Annotated in this window: 20 protein-coding genes; 9 read left to right on the top strand and 11 right to left on the bottom strand. The window is 69.6% G+C overall.

The annotated features are described in order from the left end of the window. Positions 1-40: 40 nt before the first annotated feature. From Q0747_RS11230 to Q0747_RS11215, 4 genes are all read right to left on the bottom strand, one after another. Positions 41-853, bottom strand: coding sequence for an FCD domain-containing protein (locus tag Q0747_RS11230; protein WP_367277710.1), 813 nt, complete (start codon positions 851-853; stop codon positions 41-43). A 397-nt stretch (positions 854-1,250) separates the two neighbouring features. After that, positions 1,251-1,802: an isochorismatase family protein gene (locus Q0747_RS11225; RefSeq protein WP_298254654.1), complete on the bottom strand. Its 552-nt coding sequence runs from the start codon at positions 1,800-1,802 to the stop codon at positions 1,251-1,253. Positions 1,803-1,939: 137 nt separating this feature from the next. Continuing rightward, entirely contained in the window at positions 1,940-3,814 is a 1,875-nt protein-coding gene (locus Q0747_RS11220) for a hydantoinase B/oxoprolinase family protein (protein ID WP_298254652.1), read from the bottom strand. Positions 3,815-3,817: 3 nt separating this feature from the next. After that, a complete protein-coding gene (locus tag Q0747_RS11215; protein ID WP_298254650.1) occupies positions 3,818-5,911 on the bottom strand; it encodes a hydantoinase/oxoprolinase family protein in 2,094 nt (697 codons plus the stop codon). Positions 5,912-6,227: 316 nt separating this feature from the next. On the opposite strand from Q0747_RS11215, the gene Q0747_RS11210 reads away from it, so the two are divergent. The 6 genes from Q0747_RS11210 to Q0747_RS11185 all read left to right on the top strand — a co-directional run bounded on the left by Q0747_RS11210 (position 6,228) and on the right by Q0747_RS11185 (position 12,079). After that, positions 6,228-7,439, top strand: a complete 1,212-nt coding sequence (locus tag Q0747_RS11210) for a CaiB/BaiF CoA-transferase family protein (protein ID WP_298254648.1) — start codon at positions 6,228-6,230, stop codon at positions 7,437-7,439. Continuing rightward, the gene (locus tag Q0747_RS11205) at positions 7,436-8,389 is read left to right on the top strand and encodes a hydroxymethylglutaryl-CoA lyase (RefSeq protein ID WP_298254646.1); all 954 of its coding nucleotides are present in this window, start codon (positions 7,436-7,438) and stop codon (positions 8,387-8,389) included. The genes Q0747_RS11210 and Q0747_RS11205 overlap by 4 nt, the downstream gene beginning before the upstream one ends. Continuing rightward, positions 8,386-9,087 (top strand): GntR family transcriptional regulator, encoded by a 702-nt coding sequence (locus Q0747_RS11200; protein WP_298254644.1) that lies wholly within the window; start codon positions 8,386-8,388, stop codon positions 9,085-9,087. Before Q0747_RS11205 ends, Q0747_RS11200 begins: the two co-directional genes overlap by 4 nt. A gap of 395 nt (positions 9,088-9,482) precedes the next feature. Then, positions 9,483-11,036: a sulfatase-like hydrolase/transferase gene (locus Q0747_RS11195; protein ID WP_298254642.1), complete on the top strand. Its 1,554-nt coding sequence runs from the start codon at positions 9,483-9,485 to the stop codon at positions 11,034-11,036. An 86-nt stretch (positions 11,037-11,122) separates the two neighbouring features. After that, positions 11,123-11,461 carry a DUF4282 domain-containing protein gene (locus Q0747_RS11190; RefSeq protein WP_298254640.1) on the top strand — a complete coding sequence of 113 codons (339 nt, stop codon included), beginning with the start codon at positions 11,123-11,125 and terminating at the stop codon, positions 11,459-11,461. A gap of 150 nt (positions 11,462-11,611) precedes the next feature. Next, the gene (locus Q0747_RS11185; RefSeq protein WP_298254638.1) at positions 11,612-12,079 is read left to right on the top strand and encodes an excalibur calcium-binding domain-containing protein; all 468 of its coding nucleotides are present in this window, start codon (positions 11,612-11,614) and stop codon (positions 12,077-12,079) included. 108 nt (positions 12,080-12,187) lie between these two features. On the opposite strand, the gene Q0747_RS11180 is transcribed toward Q0747_RS11185, so the two are convergent. Continuing rightward, a complete protein-coding gene (locus tag Q0747_RS11180) occupies positions 12,188-13,057 on the bottom strand; it encodes a Rieske (2Fe-2S) protein (protein ID WP_298254636.1) in 870 nt (289 codons plus the stop codon). 76 nt (positions 13,058-13,133) lie between these two features. After that, positions 13,134-13,574 (bottom strand): hypothetical protein, encoded by a 441-nt coding sequence (locus Q0747_RS11175; protein ID WP_298254634.1) that lies wholly within the window; start codon positions 13,572-13,574, stop codon positions 13,134-13,136. Between the two features lie 407 nt (positions 13,575-13,981). Between Q0747_RS11175 and Q0747_RS11170 the strand changes: the two genes are divergently transcribed. Together Q0747_RS11170 and Q0747_RS11165 are read left to right on the top strand one after the other, a co-directional pair. Beyond that, entirely contained in the window at positions 13,982-14,449 is a 468-nt protein-coding gene (locus tag Q0747_RS11170; RefSeq protein WP_298254632.1) for a hypothetical protein, read from the top strand. 612 nt (positions 14,450-15,061) lie between these two features. Further along, the gene (locus Q0747_RS11165; RefSeq protein WP_298254630.1) at positions 15,062-15,778 is read left to right on the top strand and encodes a hypothetical protein; all 717 of its coding nucleotides are present in this window, start codon (positions 15,062-15,064) and stop codon (positions 15,776-15,778) included. 74 nt (positions 15,779-15,852) lie between these two features. Here the strand turns inward: Q0747_RS11165 and Q0747_RS11160 are convergent, their stop codons facing one another. Then, positions 15,853-16,506, bottom strand: coding sequence for an SDR family oxidoreductase (locus Q0747_RS11160; protein WP_298254628.1), 654 nt, complete (start codon positions 16,504-16,506; stop codon positions 15,853-15,855). Between the two features lie 194 nt (positions 16,507-16,700). Between Q0747_RS11160 and Q0747_RS11155 the strand changes: the two genes are divergently transcribed. Next, a complete protein-coding gene (locus Q0747_RS11155) occupies positions 16,701-17,012 on the top strand; it encodes a GNAT family N-acetyltransferase (RefSeq protein WP_298254626.1) in 312 nt (103 codons plus the stop codon). Positions 17,013-17,100: 88 nt separating this feature from the next. On the opposite strand, the gene Q0747_RS11150 is transcribed toward Q0747_RS11155, so the two are convergent. From Q0747_RS11150 to Q0747_RS11135, 4 genes are all read right to left on the bottom strand, one after another. Next, the gene (locus Q0747_RS11150; protein ID WP_298254715.1) at positions 17,101-18,282 is read right to left on the bottom strand and encodes an NAD(P)/FAD-dependent oxidoreductase; all 1,182 of its coding nucleotides are present in this window, start codon (positions 18,280-18,282) and stop codon (positions 17,101-17,103) included. 190 nt (positions 18,283-18,472) lie between these two features. Then, entirely contained in the window at positions 18,473-18,823 is a 351-nt protein-coding gene (locus tag Q0747_RS11145) for a hypothetical protein (RefSeq protein ID WP_298254623.1), read from the bottom strand. A gap of 146 nt (positions 18,824-18,969) precedes the next feature. Beyond that, the gene (locus tag Q0747_RS11140; protein WP_298254621.1) at positions 18,970-19,704 is read right to left on the bottom strand and encodes a glutamine amidotransferase; all 735 of its coding nucleotides are present in this window, start codon (positions 19,702-19,704) and stop codon (positions 18,970-18,972) included. A gap of 9 nt (positions 19,705-19,713) precedes the next feature. Next, positions 19,714-21,579, bottom strand: a complete 1,866-nt coding sequence (locus Q0747_RS11135; RefSeq protein ID WP_298254619.1) for an MFS transporter — start codon at positions 21,577-21,579, stop codon at positions 19,714-19,716. Positions 21,580-21,794 lie beyond the last annotated feature (215 nt).

Below are 21,794 nucleotides of genomic sequence, written 5' to 3'. Positions count from 1 at the left end.
ATAGCCGATTCGGCACCAGCTGCAGCCGGCGAGTCCGGGGCTAGGCGGTCGCCGGCTGCCTGTCGCTGTCAGTGCCGCTGATCTCGTCGCCAGGCTTCTCAGCGCCGGTGTTCTCAGTTCCGGTGTTCTCAGCGCCGGTGATCTCAGTTCCGGTGTTCTCAGTTCCGGTGTTCTCAGTGCCGGCGCTTTCCTTGCCGGTGTTCTCAGTGCCGGTGAGCCGCTGCAGGGCGTCGTCCATGTGGCTGATGAGCAGCTTGCCCACCAGGTCGGCGTTGCCTGCACCCAGTGCTTCGGCGATGGCCTGGTGCTCAGCCACCCGGGTGTGGGGGTCCGGGTATCTCTTCTCGAGGGCCGTCAGGCACATGCGCGTCTCCGTCAGCAGGGTCTGGTGCATCCGCGTCAGCCGGCTACTACCCGCCGCCGCGACGAGGGTGGCGTGATAGGCCATGTCGGCCTCGGACATGGCATCCAGGTCGTTCCGGTCAGCTGCCTTCTTCATGGCTTTCACCAGGTTCACCAGCTGGGCCGCGACGTCTTCGGCACCCTTCTGCAGGATGAGCTCGGCGGCAGCCCGTTCGACGGCGGTTCGCGCTACGTACATGTCCCGGACTTCGTCGTCCGTCATGGTGATGACGAACAGCCCACGGTTGCGGATGCTGATGAGCAGGCCCTCCTGGGTCAGCCGCTGCATGGCCTCGCGGAGCGGACCCCGGCTCACGCCGAGCTCCTTGGCAAGCTCGGCCTCGCCGAGTTGGGCCCCCGGAGGAATGTGGCCCAGACCGATCGCGGTGCGCAATTTGCCGGCGATGATCGAGGGCGTGGATTCGCGGACGACGGGCTCGAATCTCTGCATGGGTGACCACCTTCCACTCGGGGTTCGGTCGCGACCCCCCGGGCGCGCAATCAGGTTCGCCTCCCGCCGACGGACCGGACGGGGACTGTCTACAATCCTACGTTACTCGGAGTGGGTGATTCGGGGTGTGCAACTCCCACCGTGGGGACTGGTCATTCCCTGTTTGTCATGCAGCACAGGGAGTGACGGCTCCCGAGCCGCACGTCATCGGCTGCTTCTGCGCGGCGGCGTTGTCTCGACGCCGGCTCCGGACCTGTGAGCGCCCCGTGTCGGTGCCTGTCCGGGGACTTCGAGCGCCACGGCACCGTGTCGCGGCACGACACGCCGGCCTACGGCAGGATCCGATAGGCAAAAACCCCGGATCTGAACGCGCCAACCGCCCACCTCGACCCCAGCCCTAGCCGCCCAGGATCACGTCCAGCCCCACGACCTCGGCGTACTTCGCCTGCAGGTCGTACAGCGCCGACCGCTGTACGGCGTCGTCGCGATCCCCGACGGCCTCGCGCACCACGAGCGGCACGAAATTGTGCTGCACGGCATCCACCGCGGTCGCCCGCACGCACCCGCTGGTGCTCACTCCGACGATGATCACCGTGTCCACCTCCGCCGCGCGCAGCTGGTCGGCCAGATCGGTGCCGAAGAACGCGCTGGCCGACTGCTTCACCACCACGGTCTCCCCCGCAATCGGGGCGACCTGGGGCATCAACTCCCCCAGCGGCGGGGTCTCCCCCGGTGAGGGACTGATCAAGAGGCGCAGCGCCGGGACCTTCCGCAGGAAGACGCCACCGTGCTCGGCGTCGTCGAACCTGACCACCGTGTGGAACACCGGGTACCCGGCCGCACGGGCCGAGGCGAGGACGGCGGCGGCTCCTGCCAGGCAGTCCGACGACGGCAGGCACAGCGGACTCTCCTCGTCGAAGTACGCCCGCATCAGGTCGACGGCGATCACCGCCCGACGCCGACCCGGTGTCAGTGCGCCGTCGAACCCTGTCGAGAAGGACCCCGACGAGGGAGAACCAACCGGCGGAGTGACCGCCGGAACGGATCCGGGCGACGAGGACTGAGACGAGGAGCCGGGTGCAGCCGTCACAGCACCGCCAGCGGAGGCGTCGGCGCCGGGAGTCCGGTCTCGGTGAGGCTGTTGGCCAGCAGGTTCTCCATGGAATCGCCGCGGTTGAACAGCGGCAGCGGCTCCTCCCGACCCTCACGCAGCGCATCACGCAATGCGGAGGTGGCAGCAGCGTCGAGGTCGCCGTCGTCGTCGCACACCACCCCGTAGGCCCGTGCGCCGGCCTGCGTGACCAGGCCGCGCCGCACCTCCTTGCACACCAGCTCCGGGTCACGGGCCAGCGGGTCACCCCAGCCGCCACCGCCCCACGTCACGAAGTGGAGGACGTCGTCCTTGCCGACGGCGACGTCGTGCACCTTGGACGGCAGTACCTCCCGGCTACCGTCAGCGCGGTCGATCCACTTGGTGCCGCGCGCCCCCGGCTCGCCGCCCTTCACACCCCACGGGTAGGTGAGCCAGCGGTCGTCGTGGATGGCGATGGTCCCGGCCTCCAGGAAGCGGTACGCCACGTCCACGCCGTTACCGCCGCGGTGCAGGCCCGCGCCGCCGGTGTCCGGGATGGTCTCCCAGCAGTCGATGATCAGCGGATAGTAGCTCTCCAGGTACTCGCACGGGATGTTGACGAACGAGGGCCACAGCGAGTGGCCGTCTGGCCCGTCGCCCACCGGCCGGCCCGGGATACCGCCGAAGCCGATCGAGTAGAGCTGGAACCACTCGCCCTTCCGCTCGCCGGCGCTGTAGTTCCCCGAGTACATGAAGTGCGGGGAGGAGGAGAAGCCGGCCGCGTTCAGCAGGTCCGGGTTGGCCTGGCCGAGGAGCCCGCCGAAGAGATCGAACAACCGGCCGATACCATGGTTGCGCCCGTTGAGCGCCGCCGGGTACGCCGGCTTCCAGAAGGAGTTCTCCGGGATCTCCACGTCCACCAGCGGGTAGAAGCCGTCATTCCAGAGGATCTGCGGATCGGCGACGGTGATCATGTAGATGCCGAAGAACATCCGGATCAGATTCTCGTTGATGTAGTAGTTGATGGGTCCCTGCGCCTGCGGGCTGCTGCCCGTGAGGTCGATCAGTACCTTGTCGCCCGTGCGCGTGAGCGTCATGGTCAGCTCGTACGGTCCGTAGCCGCGGCCGTCGTCGTCGATGTAGTCGGTGAAGGAGAGCGGCTTGCCCTCCTCGAACACCATGGCCAGCAGCGCCTTCATGGCCCGGTAGTTGCGGTCCAGCAGGGCGTTCAGCGCGGAGGTGTAGGTGTCCACCCCGAAGCGTGCGCACATCTCCTGCACGCGGCGCGACGCCGTGCGGCAGGCGGCCACGATCCCGTTGAGATCCGCCCGGTTCCAGTCGGGCTTGCGCACCTGGTTGAGGATGATCCCCAGCGACGTGTCGTCGCGCTCGCCCTTCCGGTACAGCTTGAAGGGCGGGATGATCACGCCCTCCTCGAAGATGGTCCGCGCGTCCGTGGGCATGGACGCAGGGGTCTTGCCGCCGACGTCGGTCATGTGCCCGAACTGGGACGCCCAGCCGACGATCCGCCCGTCGAAGAAGATGGGCATCACCACCAGCCAGTCGTTCGCATGGCTGATCGCCGCACCGCAGGAGTACGGGTCCGAGGTCATCAGGACATCGCCCTCCTCGATGGTCCCGTCGAAGTTGGCCAGGAAGTCCGGGATGGAGAGCCCGAACTGGCCCACGATCATCTTCCCCTCGGGATCGGCGATCAGCGGGAACTCGTCGTGCTGTTCCCGGATGCCCGGCGACAGCGCCGTGCGGAAGAGTGTCTCGTCCATCTCGTAGCGTGCGCTGCGCAGGGCGTTCTCGATCAGGTCGAGGGTCACCACGTCCACGTCCACGGCGGTGAGCTCGGAGGTGGCGGTTTCGATCAGCTGTGCCATGGATCAGTCCTCACTGGTGGTGGACGAGGTGGTGGTGGTCTCGTCGAGGGGCCGGATGAGCAGGCTCCCGTGCTGGTGCACGGTGGCGGTGTGGCCCGGGAGCACCAGCGTGGTGGAGTCCATCTCCGCGATGACGGCGGGTCCGGTGACCACATTCCCTGCGAGCAGCAGCTCACGGTCGTAGATGGACGCCTCCACCCGCTCCCCGGCCACGAAGATGCTGTCGGTTGTGCGCAGCGCCGCCCGCGGATCGGCGCTGCCGCTCTCCAGGGTGATCGCCGCGACCTCGGGCCGGGGGCCGCTGACCGTGGCGCGGGCGGTGACGAGCTCGTGCTCGTTGTCCAGCAGGAACGCGAACAGCCGCTCGTGCTCGGCATCGAAGCTGGAGCGCAGGGCCGCCAGGCCGCCGTCGTCCGTGAAGGTCGCCAGGTCCACCCCGATGGGGATCTCGAAGCCCTGCCCGTGGTACCGCAGATCCGCCGAGTAGGTGACCGTCAGCTCGTCCTCGCGCAGACCGGCGGCCAGCAGCGATTCGCGCGCGGTGGCGGCCAGTTCCTCCAGGACGGTACGCACCTCGGCGTCGCCCAGCTCGCTGAAACGCTTCACGAGGGTCCGGGCCGATTCGTCGCGCAGGCTCGTGGTCGCGTCCCCGTAGGCGCAGAGCACCCCGGGCGACGGCGGGATGATCACCGGCCAGGCGCCGGTGAGCTTGCCCAGCGCATTGGCGTGCAGGGGCCCGGCGCCGCCGAAGGCCACCAGCGCGAAGTCCCGCGGATCGAAGCCCTGCTGGGTGGAGACGAGCTTCAGCGCGCCGTAGATGTTCTCGTTGACGATGTCGATGATGCCCTCGGCCGCGTTCTCGGCGCCACCCAGGCCCAGGGCGTCGGCGATCGTGGCGACGGCGGTCGCCGCGGCGTCGACGTCGAGCGCTATCTCGCCGCCCGCGAGCTGCGCGGGCAGATACCCGAGCACCACGTTCGCGTCCGTGACCGTGGGCTCGGTGCCGCCCTTCCCGTACGACGCCGGACCGGGTGCCGCGCCGGCGGACTGCGGCCCCACACGGAGCGCTCCTGTCAGCTGCGGGACGTGCGCGACGGAGCCACCGCCGGCACCGACCGTGCGGACGTCCACGGAGGTGGCGCGGACCGTGAGATCGCCCACCGAGGTCTCACGGCCGATGCGCGGGGTGAGGTCCTGGACCAGCGCCACATCCGTGGAGGTGCCGCCCATGTCGAAAGTGAGCAGGTCCTTGAATCCCGCCTGCTCGGCGGCCCAGACCGCACCGGTCACGCCACCGGCCGGGCCGGAGAGCAGCAGCGACACCGGGTTGTCCGCGGCGACCTTGCCCGAGACGAGCCCGCCGTCGCTGCGGAGGATGGACAGGGCGCCGTCGATTCCGGCCGCCGTGAGTTTCTCCTCCAGATTGCCCACGTAGCGCGAGACCTGGCCCTGCACATAGGCGTTGGCCACGGTGGTGATGGTGCGCTCGTACTCGCGGAGCTCGGGCAGCACCACGGAGGACACGGAGACGGGGACGCCGGGCAGCTCCTCGGCAGCCAGCTCCGCGACGCGTGCCTCGTGGGCGCCGTAGGCGAAGGAATTGATGAGGCTGATGCTCAGGGCCTCGATGCCGCGCTTCCTCAGGCGGCGGAGCTGGGTGCGGACGTCGTCGTCGTCGAGGGCAATACGAACCTCACCGCCGGTGGTCACGCGTTCGGCCACCTCCACGGTGTCCTCGAGGTCCGCGAGCGGCTCAGGCTTGGGCCAGATGATCCACCCGGCCAGGCCACCGGGCACGAAGGAGCGGGCTATCTGCAGCACCTGCCGGAAGCCCTTCGTGGTCACCAGACCCACGCGGGCACCCTTGTGCTCGAGGATCGCATTGGTGGCGGCGGTGGTGCCGTGCAGCACCTCGGTCACCTCCGACGTCGGGACACCGGCCGCCCGGCACACCTGCTCGATCCCGTGCAGCACGCCGATCGACTGGTCCTCGGGCGTGGACGCCGTCTTGAAGCGGTGGGTCTCCCCGGAATCCTCGTTGATCAGGAGGATGTCCGTGAACGTACCGCCCACGTCTACGCCGAGCCGAAACGCCATCAGGTCTCCTCTTGTGTGATGCCTCGTGAGCGTGGAAGCTCCCGGCCGCGCCCGGAAGGGGCGGGGCCGGGAACCGGTGGGGCGGTGACGCCGGTCCGCCGGAACCCTAGGGGGAGAGCTCCAACTGTGTGACCGACGTCACCGCTCCACTGCGAGCCAGCGTAGGGGTGGGGCAGTCCCGACGTCAAGAGATTGCATACAACTTCACACGTTTTCCCGCATTCTTCTTGACCGAGAACGCTTCGAGGTGCGACGTTGTATACGTTCAGGGTGCCGCTACCGGCGACATCCCCCGTCCCGCCCTGGAGGCCCGCCGATGACAGCCAGTGATACCCCCGCCACGGGCCCCCTCGCCGGTCTCCGCGTCGTGGAGCTGGGCCAGCTCCTGGCCGGCCCGTTCTGCGGACAGATGCTCGGCGATCTCGGCGCCGACGTCGTCAAGATCGAGGACCCGGCCACGGGCGACCCGCTGCGCCAGTGGGGCCGGCAGCTCCCGCAGGGCCAGTCGCTGTGGTGGTCCGTGGTAGGGCGTAACAAACGCTCCGTCACCCTGAATCTCCGCGACCCCGAGTGCCAGGAACTGGCCCGCACGCTGATCGCCGGCGCGGACATCGTGATCGAGAACTTCCGGCCCGGCACCATGGAACGCTGGGGCCTGGGCTACCCCGCCCTGGCCGAGCTGAACCCCGGGCTGATCATGGTCCGCGTCTCCGGCTTCGGCCAGGACGGCCCCTACTCCCAGCGCGCCGGGTACGGGGCGATCGGCGAAGCGATGGGCGGACTGCGCTACGTGGTGGGCGATCCGTCCACGCCGCCCTCCCGCGTCGGCATCTCCATCGGTGACACGCTGGCAGCCCTGTTCGCCACCATCGGCGCGCTCGCCGCCGTCCGCGAGCGCGAGGTCAGCGGCCGGGGCCAGATGGTGGACTCCGCTATCTACGAGGCGGTGCTCGGCGTCATGGAGTCGCTCGTCCCGGAGTGGCAGGTCTCGGGCTACCAGCGCGAGCGGACCGGCGCCATCCTGCCCAATGTGGCACCGAGCAATGTGTACCCGACGGCCGACGGCACGTGGATGCTCATCGCGGCGAACCAGGACACCGTGTTCGCCCGCCTCGCCACGGCGATCGGCCGACCCGAGCTGGCCACCGATCCCCGCTACGCCACCCACGGTGCGCGTGGCGAACGCCAGGCCGAACTCGATGCACTGATCGGCGAGTACACCTCCACGCAGGGTGCCGAGGCCCTCGAGGCCACGCTCGGCGAGCACGGCGTCCCCGCGGGCAAGATCTTCCGCCCCGAGGACATGCTCACCGACCCCCAGTACCTGGCCCGCGAGTCCATCACCGAGGTGGACCACCCCGTCCTCGGGCCCGTGGCCCAGCAGAATGTCTTCCCGAAGCTCAGCCGCACCACCGGCAGCATCCGCTGGCCCGGCCCCGCCCTCGGCGAGCACACGCAGGCCGTCCTCGCGGAGATCGGGGTCGACGACGCCAGGCTCGCCTCCCTGCGCGAACGCAAACTGGCATGAGCATCCCCGGGCTTCCCTCGACCATCCGCCTCGTGGAGGTGGGGCTCCGCGACGGCCTGCAGTCCGTCCCGGCGATGGTGCCCACCGCGGCCAAGCTCGAGCTGGTGCACCTGCTCATCGATGCCGGTCTGCGGGAGATCGAGGCCGTGAGCTTCGCCCACCCGAAGGTGCTCCCCCAGCTCGCCGACGCCGCAGAGCTCATGGCCGCCGTGCCCCGCGTCCCCGGGGTGCGATACCGGGGGCTCGCTCCGAACTACCGCGGCGCCGAACGGGCGGTGGACTGCGGCCTCGACGAACTCGTGGTAGTCGCCTCCGCGGACGAGGCCGTGAGCCTGAAGAACCAGCGCCTGGGCACCGACGAGATCCTCGCCGATGTCGCGCGCATCGGGGTGCTCGCCGCCGACACCGGCACGCGGCTCGTCGTCGCCGTCGCGTGCGCGTTCTTCGCTCCCGCGCGGGGCCCGGTCACCCGGGAGGAGCGCCTGCGAGTGGTGCAGGCAGCGGTCGACGCCGGTGCCGCGGGCGTGTATCTGGCCGCGACCTCGGGTGAGGAGGAGCCCGGGGAGATCTTCGACGGCATCGCCGAGGTGCGGAGCCTGTACCCGGGGCTCGACGTCGGCGTCCATCTGCACAATCGCAACGGCTTCGCACCCGCCAATGCACTGGCGGCGATGCTGGCCGGCGCCACCTGGCTCGAGGGCTCCTTCGCGGGGCTCGGCGGGGACCTGTGGTTTCCCGGAGATCCCTCGGTGCTCGGCAATGCGGCTCTCGAGGACCTGGTGCACCTGTGTGACGGGCTCGGCATCGCGACCGGGATCGATCTGGAGACGTACATGCTCGCCTCGCACCGGATCGTGGAGCTCACCGGTCGGGCGTCGTCGTCCTTCGTCTCCCGCGGCGGGACGCGCGCCGGATTGGCTGTGGCGAGCTGGCCCGACGCGCTAGCGTGAGCACCGTGAACAGCACGCCGTCCGACGCACCCACCCGCGACACTGCACCTCGTGCTGTACCGGATCGCGACGTGAGCGCCTACGGGCAGGTGCGGGCCATGATCGCCTCGGGCGAGCTGGCCGCGGGTGCCTGGCTGCGCGAGACCACCCTCGCGGACCGCATCGGCGTGAGCCGCACGCCCATCAGGGAGGCCCTGAACCGCCTCGCCGCCGAGGGACTCGTGGACCTCAGCCGCAACAAGGGCGCGCAGGTGGTGGACTTCTCCACCGAGGACGTCGCCGGGCTCTATGACGTCCGCTCCGGATTCGAGCCCCACGCCGTACGGCTCTCCGTGCCCCACCTGACCGACGACGACGTCGCCGAACTCGCCTCCCTGAGCGCTCGGATGGAAGCCGTGGTGGACGGTGGCGGCGACATGGACGGACTCAGCCCCCTGAATGCCGCCTTCCACGGGATCTTCATCGAGCGGTGCGGCAACCGGCACGTGGCCACCGCGCTGCAGGCCGTGATGCGCCCCGCCGTCGTCGCGCACACCTTCCGCAAGTACAGCGAGGCAGCGCTGCGCCGCTCCATGCAGCATCACGCGGAGCTCGTGGCAGCGGCCGACGCGCGCGACGGCGAGTGGGCGGAGGCAGTAATGCGTACGCACATCCTCGCGGCGCGCAACGCGGCGGGTGACACCCCCTCCACGCGGTAGGGCCGCCCTGCCGCCCCGGGGTCCGGGGCCGGGGCCGGGGCTTTCGAGCCCACCTCGTTCCGAACCGGGGCCTTCCAGTCCGGCACCGTCTCAAACCGGGGATTTCGAGCTCCGAACCGGGGCCTTCCAGTCCGGCACCGTCCCAAATCGGGGCTTTCGGACCAAGGATCGGCGTGTTGCGGGGTGACACGCCGCCTCCGGGCCCGTCCCAGTCGTCGAAAGCCCCTGCGGAGCACGGCCGCACCCGAGCAGTCAGAGGGCAACACACCATGAGGAGAGCCGATACGAGTGTTGACAGCCCCTGTGGCGACGCTAGGCTTCTACCGGCCCAGGAACCGGGTGGATGTCAAGGACGTTCGAACATCGGGCGGGCTATTGGAAGGCGAGGCGATGTCATGTATGAGCGCGGCCTGCGCCTGACCCGACGAGCCGGCGCCGTCGCCGCCCAGACCCTGGTCTTCGTCCTCCTCTGGGCCGGCCTCGCACTGCTCATCGCTGCCATCGGGATCCGATTCTTCTGGGGCGAGATCTCCGTGGGCCAGATGCTCCTGAACCTGACCTCCCTGGAGACCGACGGCGGGGGCGGCGCCGTCGTCTGGCTGGGGATCATCGGCGTCGGTGTGGTGCCCCTGCTCCTCACCACGGGTATCGCCCTGTGGTGGTATCTCCGGCGTCGCACCCGCCGTCGCGCCACGTACGCCGGACGGTCGCGCCGCTCGCCGTGGATCACGCGGACTGTCGCCACGGCGCTGGTCGGCGCGGTGGTCGTCGGCGGCACCACGGCCTTCGCCGACACCGTGAACCTCGGGAAGTACATCCAGGCGGCCAACTCCGACTTCGACATCGGCGACTACTACGCGCAGCCCGTCATCACCGATGACGCGGGCAAGCGCAACCTCGTCCTCATCTACCTCGAGTCCGGCGAGGCGACCCTGGAGGACGACCAGCTCTTCGAGAAGGACGCCTTCGCGCCCCTGAAGGAGGCCACGAAGGCCTCCGACGGGTGGCAGAGCATCGAGGACCTCCAGCAGTACCGGAGCGGGGGGTGGACCATGGCCGGCCTCACCTCCACCCAGTGCGGCGTGCCGCTTCGTCCGGCGGGGAGTTCCGGCAGCAGCGTCTCCGACAAGCCGAGCGACGACGTCGAGACGTACCTGGGCGGAACCACCTGCCTGGGCGACGTGCTGGGGGACCACGGCTACACCAATGTCTTCCTGGGTGGTGCGAACGCGCGCTTCGCCGCGAAGGACACGTTCCTGCGCACCCACGAGTACTCCGTGGTGAAGGGCCTGACCGACTGGCGGGCAGCGGGCGAACCCGAGACGAGCTTCCGCAGCGACTGGGGCCTGAGCGACGAGCGTCTCATGGCCAATGCCACGACCACCGTGGACGAGCTCCACGCGGAGTCCGAGCGGACCGGTGAGCCGTTCAACCTCTCGGTCCTGACCCTGGACACCCACGAGCCCGTGCACGTGTACGACTACTGCGACGTGGACACGCAGGACGCCGTCACCTCGGTCTTCGCCTGCTCCATGACCCAGGTGGCCGGGTTCGTCGACCACCTGGAGGCCGAGGGCTATCTCGAGGACACCGCCGTGGTGATCATGGGTGACCACCTCAAGCACATGAGTGCGGGCGACGCCTTCCACGAGCAGCTCGACGACCACCCGAACCGCACCATCTTCAATCGCATCTGGGTCCCGGGCGCCGAGCCGGCCGGTACGGTTCGTCCCCGCGTGGACCAGCTGAACCTGTACCCCACCATCCTGGAGGCGGCCGGACTCACACTGCAGGACGGCGCAGCCGGCCTGGGCGTCTCCGCCTTCACCTCCGAGATACCGGCGCACTCCGCGCAGGCACTGGACCCGGACACGTATGCCGGACTGCTGGAATCGCGCTCCCCGCAGTTCTTCGCCGAGGCCTGGGCGGGTGAGGACGCCACGCAGTAGCGCACGCCGGTGAGTCCTGGGCCGTCGGGCGCGGTCCTCGCTGTACAGTCGGTCCGACACTCGACCGTCGACCGAATATGGGGATCATGAAAGCGCTCTTCGATTTTTCCTTCACCACCTTCATCGCGCCCAGTATCGCGAAGATCGTCTATCTCCTGGTGATGGTGGTGATCGCCATCTCCTACCTCCTGTTCGTCGTCCTGAGCTTCCAGCAGAGCTCGCTCCTCGGCATCCTGGTGCTCCTGATCATCGGCCCCATCTTCAGTCTCCTGTACCTGGTCCTGGCACGCGTGGGACTGGAATCCCTCATTGCGGCCATCCGCACGGCTGAGAACACCGGCGAGCTCGTCCGCCGTGGCAATGCAGGGAGCGGCACCGTTCCTCCTCCGAGCTACCCGCCCTACCGCCCCGACGCGAACGCCTGATCGGAGGTCTCCGGACCGGGCCATCCGCCGGGTAGACCACGGAGCTGCGGCACGCAACCACAGGTGTACCCGCGAGCTGCGTTCCCCGATTCGTCGTGATCATGCAGTACGGTCGGACGACCATCATCTTCCAGGTCTCAGGAGTTTCCCATGAAGAAGACGTCCATCGCCCTTGCCACCTCGGCCGCAGCAGGCCTCGCTCTGTTCTCGGCGTCACCGGCCCTCGCGGTCGGCCTGCCGTTCGAGAACTGCACGGCAGCCGCGAACGTCGGGGTCTACAACATTCCCGTTGGTACCCCCGGCTACCAGCCGGGCCTCAACTCGGACGACGACGCCACAGGTTGTGACGCAGCAGGTAATCCTCCGTACGACGCGAGCATCGTGGCGCGGATCGTCGCGGAGAACGAGCCCATGGTTCCGCAGGACCCGCCGGTCACGCCCATGCCGCAGCCCCAGCCCGAGGTGCAGCAGATGGGCCAGATGCCGGTGGGTGGTGCCGATACCGGCGTCGCGCAGGCTCCGGCGACCAACGACGCCGGGGCCCTCGCCCTCGGTGGCGGACTGGTCCTCGCAGCACTCGGAGGTGCGTTCGTGGTACGCCGTCGGGCAACCGCCTGAGCGGAGACAGCACGCACGACTATGCCCGGCACGCACTGTGCCGGGCATCGTCGTGTCCGGGCGCCGGAGGTCCGGCCACGCCCCGCAGCCTTCCGACAGCGCCGCCGATCAGCCTGCGTTCGGCAGGCTCACCTCCACGGTCCCCGCGACGATCCGCGTCTCGAAGGACGGCTGCGGCGACGTGGCCGGGCCTCGCAGCACCTCGCCGTTCCTCAGCGAGAACATGCTGTTGTGCCAGGGACAGGTGAGGCAGGGATCGCCGTCGTCGTAGCTGACCGTCCCCTCGTCGAGTGGCGCGGAGAGGTGGCTGCAGGTGGCGGAGAGCACCGACACCTCGTCGCCCTGACGGAAGACCACGAGGGGAACCTCGCCGAGCACCCGCTTCTCCAGCCTGCCGTCCGGCAACTCGGCGAGCGCCCCGATGGCATGCCACCCGGGCTCCACCCGGTGCGGCACGTCCTCCGAGTGGTTGGCCCCCAGCGCCTGCCGGTACGCCATGTGACCGCCGAGGAATCCTCCGGCGGAGACCACCGCGAGCCCCGTGTACGAGAGCACCTTGCCCGACCGGCCGCGTAGCCGCTGCACCAGCGACAGCGAGTAGAGACCGACGGCGACGGCGTTCGCGGCGGCGTGGACCACGCCCACCCGCAGCTGCTGCTCGTGCCCTTCGGACCAGTCGGTCCAGCCGCTGAGCGCCGTCGGGGCGGCGCTGACCACACCGGTACCGATGAGGATCGCCGACGCCGCCTTCGAGCCGGGCACTGCGTCCAGGACGGCAGCCGACAGCCAGGTGCCGGTCGGCACGAGGACCATCAGCGGGTGCAGCGGGTGCCCGATCGGCACGCCGTGCAGGATGTCGCGAACAGCGCCGGGCTTGATGACGGCCTGCACCAGGTCGCGCATCGGGTTCGCCACCGCGTCCAGCCAGGTGGCGTTCTCGAGCTTCTCGACGGATTTGAGGGGTCGAAGGGTCTTCATGGTGTCTCCCGGGGTCCTGGGGCGAGGCAACGTGCTGTTGTTCGAAGCTTACTGACGATTCCTCGTCAGCGGTCGGTCAGTTCCGGGCCCGGCCCCGCGTCCGGAGGGAGTCGCGGTCCTGCCAGGCGCCGGTGGACCACAGGGCCCACACCACGAGGACCGGCTGGAAGAAGAGGCGGGTGAGGCGGGCGCCGTCGGAATCGAGCCCGAAGGCGCTCACGCCCTCCACGTACTGGGCGATGTTCCCGGGAAGGACCACCACGAAGAATCCCGCCACCACCCACCCGATCGGCACACGATACCGGCGGAGGGCGATCAACGCGGCACCGAGCAGGAGCTCCACGACACCCGACACGACGACGACGGCGTCCGTGTCCAGCGGGAGCCAGGACGGTACCTGCGCGGCGAAGGCCTCCCGCGCGACGGTGAGGTGCGCGGTCCCGGCCACCAGGAGGAACGCCCCGAGCGCCACGCGTGCGACGGTTCTGAGCGGGCCGGTGCGCGTGGAAAACGTCATCGGGCGGAGCGTAGCACCGGAATGGAGAGTCATCCGATAAAATCGATCTACCCAGGAAGTCGACGAAGGAGATTGTCATCGCCCCCCGGAATCACACCAACGCCCGCCTGCGTGCCACGCTCGCCATCCTGGCCGACCATCAGGCGTCGGGCTCCGGCGCCGCTCCGAGCGAGCTGCTGTCACAGGTTGTTGCCGAGGTCCCGTTCGACGACAAGGAAGCCGAGCTCCTCTCGGGCGGGATCCCCCGGGGCTTCAAGGCGCTGACGACGGCGACGGCGAAGCTCGTCAAGGCCGGGTGGCTCGTCAAGGGCCGCGCCGGCTGGACGGCCACCGAGGAGGGCACCCGCGCCGTTGCGGCCTTCCCCGACGCGGACCAGTTCGTCAACGCCATGCTGACCGGCGACCCCGTGCCCGAGCAGCCCGCCTCCGTGGAGCACGCACCCCCGTCCCCCGAGCAGCTGGGAGAGGAAGTGCAGTTCACGCCCGCCGAGGACCCCACTCCCCCGGACACCGCCGTCGACCTCGAGGTGTCCTCCGCGGAGGCGGACTCCTCCACGGTCGAGGCGTGGCACGATCAGCCGCAGTCCGTGGCCCTCTCCGGCGATTTCGATCCGATCCTCGGCGAGGCGGGTCACTGGTCCACCGATCTCCGCGAGCTGCAGCTCTCGTACGACGCCGCGGCGAACTCCTGGCACCAGACCCTGCAGCTGCCGGCCGGAACCTACCAGTACAAGGTGCTGGTCAACGGCTCCTGGGACGAGAACTACGGCCGTTTCGGGGTTCGCGACGGCGCCAACCACGAACTCCACCTGCTCTCGGACAGCGCGGTGACGTTCCGCTTCGACTACGCCTCGAAGGACATCGCCACCTCCTGACCCTTCCGCGGTCCGACTGGCCGCGGAAGTGCGTCGACAGGGCGTTCGCCGACGTCAGGTGTTCTCGACCGGGGGTTCCTGGTCGGGTGTTCTCGACCGGGGGTTCCTGGTCGGGTGTTCTCGACCGGGTGTTCCTGGTCGGGTGTTCTCGACCGGGTGTTCCTGGTCGGGTGTTCTCGACCGGGGGTTCCTGACCGGGGACTTCGGCGACGGCACCAGCGTGTCGTGGCGCGACACGCCGTCGCGGGTGCACGTTGCCGCCCGAAATCCCCGGATCGGCGCAGACCCCGAAATTGCACAGACCCGAGATAAAAAAGGGCCCCGGCCAGCGTCGGCCTCACACCAGCTCGCCGTCTCCCACGTCATCATGCGGACGATGGCGGTATCGTCGGGCTCCCGGGGTGCCGGATCGGGGTCTTCCACGCTGCGCACGCTGCGGCGCCCTGCGACACGCCGTCGGAAGCGCCACCTCGCCCTGCAAAGTCCCTGGTCCAAGACGCAGGAGCCCGGACCGCGCGACCACGGTGTGCGCCAGCCCAACCGCGCAGAGTCCCGATTGCGCACTGTGAAGGCCGCCTTGACCCGGATATGCCCGGTCCCTAGCGTGAAGCCATGACCCCCGACATCAGGTTCTACTTCGATCCCGTCTGCCCCTTCGCCTGGATGACCAGCAAGTGGGTGCGCATGGTGGCCCAGCAGCGCGAGTACTCGGTGGAGTGGCGCTTCATCTCGCTCCGCCTCCTCAACAGCCACATCGACTACGGCGCACACTTCCCCGCCGGCTACGAGACCGGTCACACCGCCGGGCTGCGCCTGCTCCGGGTCGCTGCACGCACCCGGGACGAGCACGGGACCGAGGCCGTGGCCCGCCTCTACGAACGCCTCGGCACCGAGATCTTCGACACCCGCGAGGACACCTCCGACGGCGGCTACCGTGGCACCGCCGACTTCCTCCTGCCCCTCCTCGCAGAGCTGGAGCTGCCCGCGGAGCTCGCGGAGGCGCTGGAGGACTCGTCGCTGGACGCCGTGATCCAGGCCGAGACCGACGAGGCGCTGGCACTGACCGGCAAGGATGTCGGCACGCCGATCATCCAGTTCGACCCGCCGGAGGGTGTCGCGTTCTTCGGACCCGTCATCAGCAGGCTGCCCGCCGCCGACGACGCCGTGGAACTGTGGGACCACGTGGTGGGCCTCGCCCGCTTCTCCGGCTTCGCCGAACTCAAGCGGAGCCTGCGGGAGCGCCCGCAACTGCGCAGCTTCGGGGTGGACGACGGCGAGGCAGGCCTGCAGGAGGACTGGCACGGCGGGAGCCGCCGCACCAAGAAGTAGGTCCCCGGACACGAAGAAGGCGGCGCCCGCTTCGGGCGCCGCCTTCCGGCTGCGGTTCGAGGACCGCGGCAGAACTACAGCGAGGCTTCGACGGCCTCGGCGATGGGGGTGTCCCCGCTGGTGAACTCGATGGTCCTGTCCACGGTCCCGAGGTTGCCGAGCACGACGGCGGCCACGTGGGCCACGTCCTCGCGCGGCACGGAATCATTCTGGGGCTTGCTGGAGACCTCGATCTTCCCGGTGCCGACATCGGTGGTGAGTGCGCCCGGGCCGAGAATGGTCCAGGCGAGCTCCGAGTTGCGGAGGTGCTCGTCCGCGGCGGCCTTCGCCTCCGCGTAGTGAAAGAAGCCGTCGTCCTCAGGGACACCGTGGTCCTTGCCCGCACCGAGGTAGGACACCATGACGTACCGACCCACGGCGGCCTCCTTCGCAGCGTCCATCGAACGGATCGCGGCGTCGCGGTCGACGGCGTACGTCGCCTCGGGGCTGCTCCCGCCGGAGCCTGCGGACCAGACCACGGCGTCGTGTCCGCGGAAGATCTCGGCCATCTGGTCCTTCGACAGCTCGGCGAGATCGGCGACCACGGGGGTGGCGCCGGCCTGCTCCACCTCCTGCGAATGATCCTGGTTCCGGAACAGCGAACTCACCTGGTGATCCTGGCCGGTGAGGATCTTCGTGAGGTGCAGGGCGACTTTTCCGTGCCCGCCGATGATGGCTACGCGTGACATGTGGACTCCTTCGTATCGAGGTGGTGTCGAGTGGATATCTTCCCTTCGACGGTAGTCCCCGCGCCTGCACGCTGACCAGCGTGGATCGGGTGTTCAGCCCCCGGCGGAGTCCTATTCCCGGATCGGGCGCGGCGATTCCCGACCGATCGCGCCCGGCGTTGACCCTCCCGCGAACGGCGTGCCACAGTGACTCCATGAGTAGCCAGGGAGCACAGGAGTCCGGGTCGACCACGGTCGACGTCAGCAACGACGAGGCGCAGCAGCGCTACACCGCCACGCTCGACGGCGAGAGCGTCGGGATCGCAGCGTACGAGCGCTCCGGTGACACCATCGTGTTCACGCATACCGTGGTGCAGCCGGAGGCGGAGGGCCGAGGCGTGGGCAGCTCGCTCATCGGATACGCGCTCGACGACGCGCGGGCGCAGCAGCTTGCCGTGGTGCCGCAGTGCGCCTTCGTGGCCGCCTACATCGAGCGCCACCCCGAGTACCAGGACCTGACCCGGTAGCCCGAGCCGGCCCCGGCCAGTCCGCGGAGGAGAGCCGGCCCTGGCCAGTCCGCGGAGGAGAGCGGAGGACCAGGCCGGCCCAGGAGGATCAGGCCAGCCCGCGGAGGATCAGGTTCCAGTAGATCCTCGGCAGCATCACGCGCTCGGCGATGAACGTCAGCCGACGCTCGCGGGCGAGGTTGTTCCACCCCGGCACCGTGGGCATCGGCGAGTACTTGTCGTCGAACTCCGAGAAGACCACGGTGTTCCGGCTGACCACGAAGGGGCACGCGGAGTACTGGTTGTACTTCGTGGTGGGCTTCCTGCCCCGGGTGACCGCCCGCAGGTTCTTGGCGAGGACCTTGGCCTGGGTACGGAGGGCCGCCCCGGACTTCGAGTTCAGCGTGGACGCGGAATCTCCCAGCGACCACACCTCCGGGAAGCGGGGGTGCCGCAGGATCAGGGGATCCACCTCCACGAACCCCGCGCGATCGCCCGGCGACGGCAGATCCGTGGTCTTCAGCCACTGGGGTGCCGACTGCGGTGGGACCGCGTGCAGGACGTCGTAGGAGAGGGTCTCCGCAGTACCGGTCGCGGTGTCGAGCAGCTGCACCGTCCGCTCCTGCGGCTCCACCGAGGCCAGCTCCGTGCTGAAGCGCACCTCGATGCCGTACTCGTCGATCTTCCGGTTCAGCTCCTCGTCGATGATCTCCATCCCGAAGATCGTGGGCGTGGCCACGGCCAGCACCACCCTGATGTCCTCGAGCACGCCCTCGCGCCGCCAGTGGTCGCACGCGAGGTAGAGGGGCTTCTGCGCGGCGCCGGCGCACGACGCCGGGCCCGACGGCTGTGTGAAGACCACGGTGCCGCCGGTCATCCGGCGGAGCAGATCCCACGCCTTCGGCGCGAGTTCGTACTCGTAGTTCGAGGCACCGTAGGGCCCCTCCATGGCCTCCTTCAGCCCGGGTACGGCGGACCAGTCGTTCTGCATCCCGGGGCAGATCACCAGGTGGTCGTAGGTGACGGCCGAGCCCGACTCCAGGAGGACCGTGTGCGTGTCCGTACTGACGTCCACGGCCTTGTCCTGGATCCAGGCGACGCCCTGGGGCGTCACGGCGGACTGCAGCCTGACTGCCTCGAAGGCGTCGGCGGTCCCGCCGGCGATGTGGGAGAAGAGCGGCTGGTACAGATGGCGGCTCTTGGGCTCGACGACGGCGATGTCCTTGAACCGGTAGCGGCGCAGACGCGCGGCCAGCGAGATGCCGGCGTTCCCTCCCCCGATGATGAGCACCTGGTGATGCCGCTGCTCGCCTGCGGCGAGGGTGACGGGAACCGTGCGACCCCTCGGGGCGGTGCTCGTGGTGGTACGGATGACGGTTACCTCTTCCGGGTCGGCCCTGCTCGGCGCGTCCTCCGACACTACCGCCCGGGTCCGACGGAGGACAGGGACGCCGGTCCGGACCGGGCGGACGGCAGGAACGCTACGCGAGGGCGCCGTCGGCCGGTGCGGGCGCCGTCGTCAGCTCCAGCACGGCACGCGGCTGGTACACGGTGGAGTCCGTCGCGTTCGGGGGCTCCTGCGCGAGCATCGTGACGAGCAGGTAGAGCGTGATGAGCCAGAGCCCCAGGGTCAGCAGGGCCGGCCGCCTGCGCGGACCACGCGTCCCCGCGGCCGCTCCTGCCGGGCCGGGGAGCGGACTGCGCCGACGCTGCCGCTCGAAGAGCTCGACGTCGATCCGCGCCCGGGTCAGTTCCTCCACGAGGCGCGCTGCACGCTCGGCCGCCCTCCGGGCCCGCTCGTGCTGCTCACCGTCCGCATGACCCACCGTCACGACCGCTCGTCCCCCACACCACAAGCGTAGGCCGCGCTCCCCCTGCCTGCGGGCGTGCCGCCGCAGGATTGGGGCAGGATCGTCGCACGCCGGCGGACGGGACCTCCCGACGGAGAGAGACCACCGGACGGCGCAGGTGTCAGGTGTCAGGTGCGTGCGTACCGCATCACGAAGGAGCGCAGGATGGCCTCGGGCTGGTCCACGATCGTGGCCCGCGCACGCTCCATGTACTCCTCGGCCTGCTCCGGCGGGAAGTAGCCCGCGTGGCGGTACGTGCTGATCCGGCCCACGAGCGCCTCGACGTCGAGCTCGGGGTGGAACTGCGTGGCGTAGACGTTGGACCCCACCCGGAACATCTGCACGGGGCACGTGGCCGAGGAGGCCAGGAGTACCGCTCCGCGCGGCAGGGTGGCGCAGGCCTCTTTGTGCCCCACGTACGCCGCGAACGACGACGGCAGCGCGGCCAGCAGCGGGTCGGCGGCGCCGTCCTCGCTCACGGTGATCTCCACCGCACCGATGGGTTCGGCGTAGGTGGTGTCGACGACGGCGCCCTGGTGCCGGCCGAGGGTGCCGACGCCGTAGCAGGCACCCAGGAACGGGAAGTCCTCGGGCACCACCCGGTCCAGGAGCACCTCCAGCTCATGCTCCACACGGTGCTGCACGCCGGTCTTCGCCTCCTCAGGATCCGAGGAGTTGAACGGACTCCCGCCGAGGAAGATCCCGGAGTAGTCGGCCAGGTCGAGCTCGGGCATGGGCCCTTCCTCCAGGCGTACCCGGTGCAGCTCGGACTCGGCGAGACCGCCGACGCGCAGGAAGCTGCGGTACTCGGCGTCGGCGGCGTGGTTCTCGGCGCGGGTGGCCAGCAGGAGGAACGGTTTCACCCCTCGATGCTACTGGTGCCGCTCCGCTCCGCCCGCGTCCAGCTCCGCCAGCTCGCGCGTCACGCGCTCGACGTCGGACCTCAGGATGGTGACCGGTCCGGCGCTGCGCCGGCCCCGCGAGGGCTGGACGGCGAGGACCTCGGCATCGTGCCCGGCGCCGCTTCCCGCGGCGCCATCGGCCCCGGTTCCGGCCGGTGGGGTCGCCGCGCCGCCGGCCGTCGAGCCGTCGGTCGCCGGCATGGCACCCGGTGCTTCGGCTGCGATCGAGGAGGCAGGGCCGGCGGGGGCGGGTTGCACCAGGTCGACCGTGCGCCGCAGCGGGGTCTCCTCGATGAACAGCACGCAGATCAGGGCGATGACCGCGATGGCCGCCGTGATGATGAAGATGATGGCCGTACTGTCCCCGAAGGCGCTGCGGACGATCTCCGCGATCGGCTCAGGGAGATCCACGAGGTCCAGGGAGCCGCCCGCGGCACCACCGGCGCCGGCCGGAACCCCGGCTGCGGCGAGCCCGTCGGCTGTCCGGGTGCTCACCTGGGTCCCGAGGATCGCACCGAGGACCGCGACGCCCGCGGCACCGCCGAGCGAGCGGAAGAACGCCACGGAGGCACTGGCCGAGCCGATGTCACGGACGGCGACGGTGTTCTGCACCGCGAGCACGAGATTCTGGAGCATCAGACCCAGGCCCAGGCCGAAGACGAAGGTGTAGACGCCCACGAGCCACAGGTCCGTGAGGTGGTCGATCGTCCCCGCGAGGCCCAGGCCCGCGATCAGGAGCACGGATCCTGCGATCAGGTACCTCTTCCACTTGCCGTACCGCGTCACGAGCGCTCCGGCACCGATGGACCCGAGCAGGTTGCCGGCGATCATGGGCAGGGTCAGGAGCCCCGCCTCGGTGGGCGTGGCGCCGCGGGCCACCTGGTAGTACTGGCCGATGTAGCTGGAGCTGGCGAACAGGGCGATCCCGACGGCGACGGACGCGACGATCGCGAGGGCCGTGGTGCGCTGGGAGATGATCCTGAGCGGGATGATCGGCTCGGGCACCTTCGACTCGACCACGAGCAGCAGTGCCAGCAGGATCACGCTGCCGCCGACCATGAGGGCGCTCTCCCTCGAGAACCAGTCGTAGTAGCCCTCCTTGCCGGCGAAGGAGACCCAGATGAGCAACAGGCTGACCCCCGCGGTGAGCAGGATGGAGCCGAGCCAGTCGATGCGGGCCTTGCGGCGGGTGTCGGGAAGCTTCAGGGTGAGCTGCAGCAGCACCAGCGCGATGATCGCGAAGGGGACGCAGACGAAGAAGGTCCAGCGCCAGCCCAGCGGGGAGTCCACGATGAGCCCGCCGAGGAGCGGTCCGCCGGCCGTCGCGACGGCCATGACCCCGCCCATGTAGCCGGCGTACCGGCCGCGTTCCCGCGGGGCGATGATGGTGCCGATGATGGCCTGGGCCAGCGCGGTGAGCCCGCCCATGGCGACACCCTGGATGACGCGGGCCGTCAACAGCAGCGGGATGCTCCCGGCGAAGCCCGCCAGGACCGAACCGGCCACGAAGATGACGATGCTGACCTGCACCAGCAGCTTCTTGTCGAACAGGTCGGCGAACTTGCCCCAGATGGGGGTAGTGGCGGCATTGGCCAGCAGCGCCGCGGTGATGACCCAGGCGAAGTCCGTCTGCGAACCGTTCAGCTCACTCATGATGGTGGGCAGGGCATTCGCCACGATGGTGCTGCTCAGGATGGCGGTGAACAGTCCCGCGAGGAGGCCGGTGAGGGCCTGCAGGACCTGCCGGTGGCTCATCGGCTCGCCGGCCGGGGCAGACGCTGCCGTGGGTGGTGGGACTACCTCGGTCGCTGTCGCCGCGGTGGGATGGAGGGCCATCGGTGGGGTTTCCTTCGTGGTCTGGGACGCAGGGCCCGGATGACGGCCGTCCCCGCCCGTGCGGCGTGACATCGCGTGGAGTACCAGAACTGCAGGCTCTGCAGTTGTGCCGGCACCCGACGCGTGTCGCCCTGGGCATTCGGTTGCTCCAGGTAACAGTACGCCCCTGTTTTCGTTAGGTCAACTAATCAAATGGTGGGCCGGAGGGCCATCGC

Source organism: uncultured Arthrobacter sp. (assembly GCF_947493765.1).
Taxonomy (GTDB): domain Bacteria; phylum Actinomycetota; class Actinomycetes; order Actinomycetales; family Micrococcaceae; genus Arthrobacter_D.
Note: the sequence above shows the minus strand (reverse complement) of the source record. Positions and strands in the feature narration are given on the sequence as shown.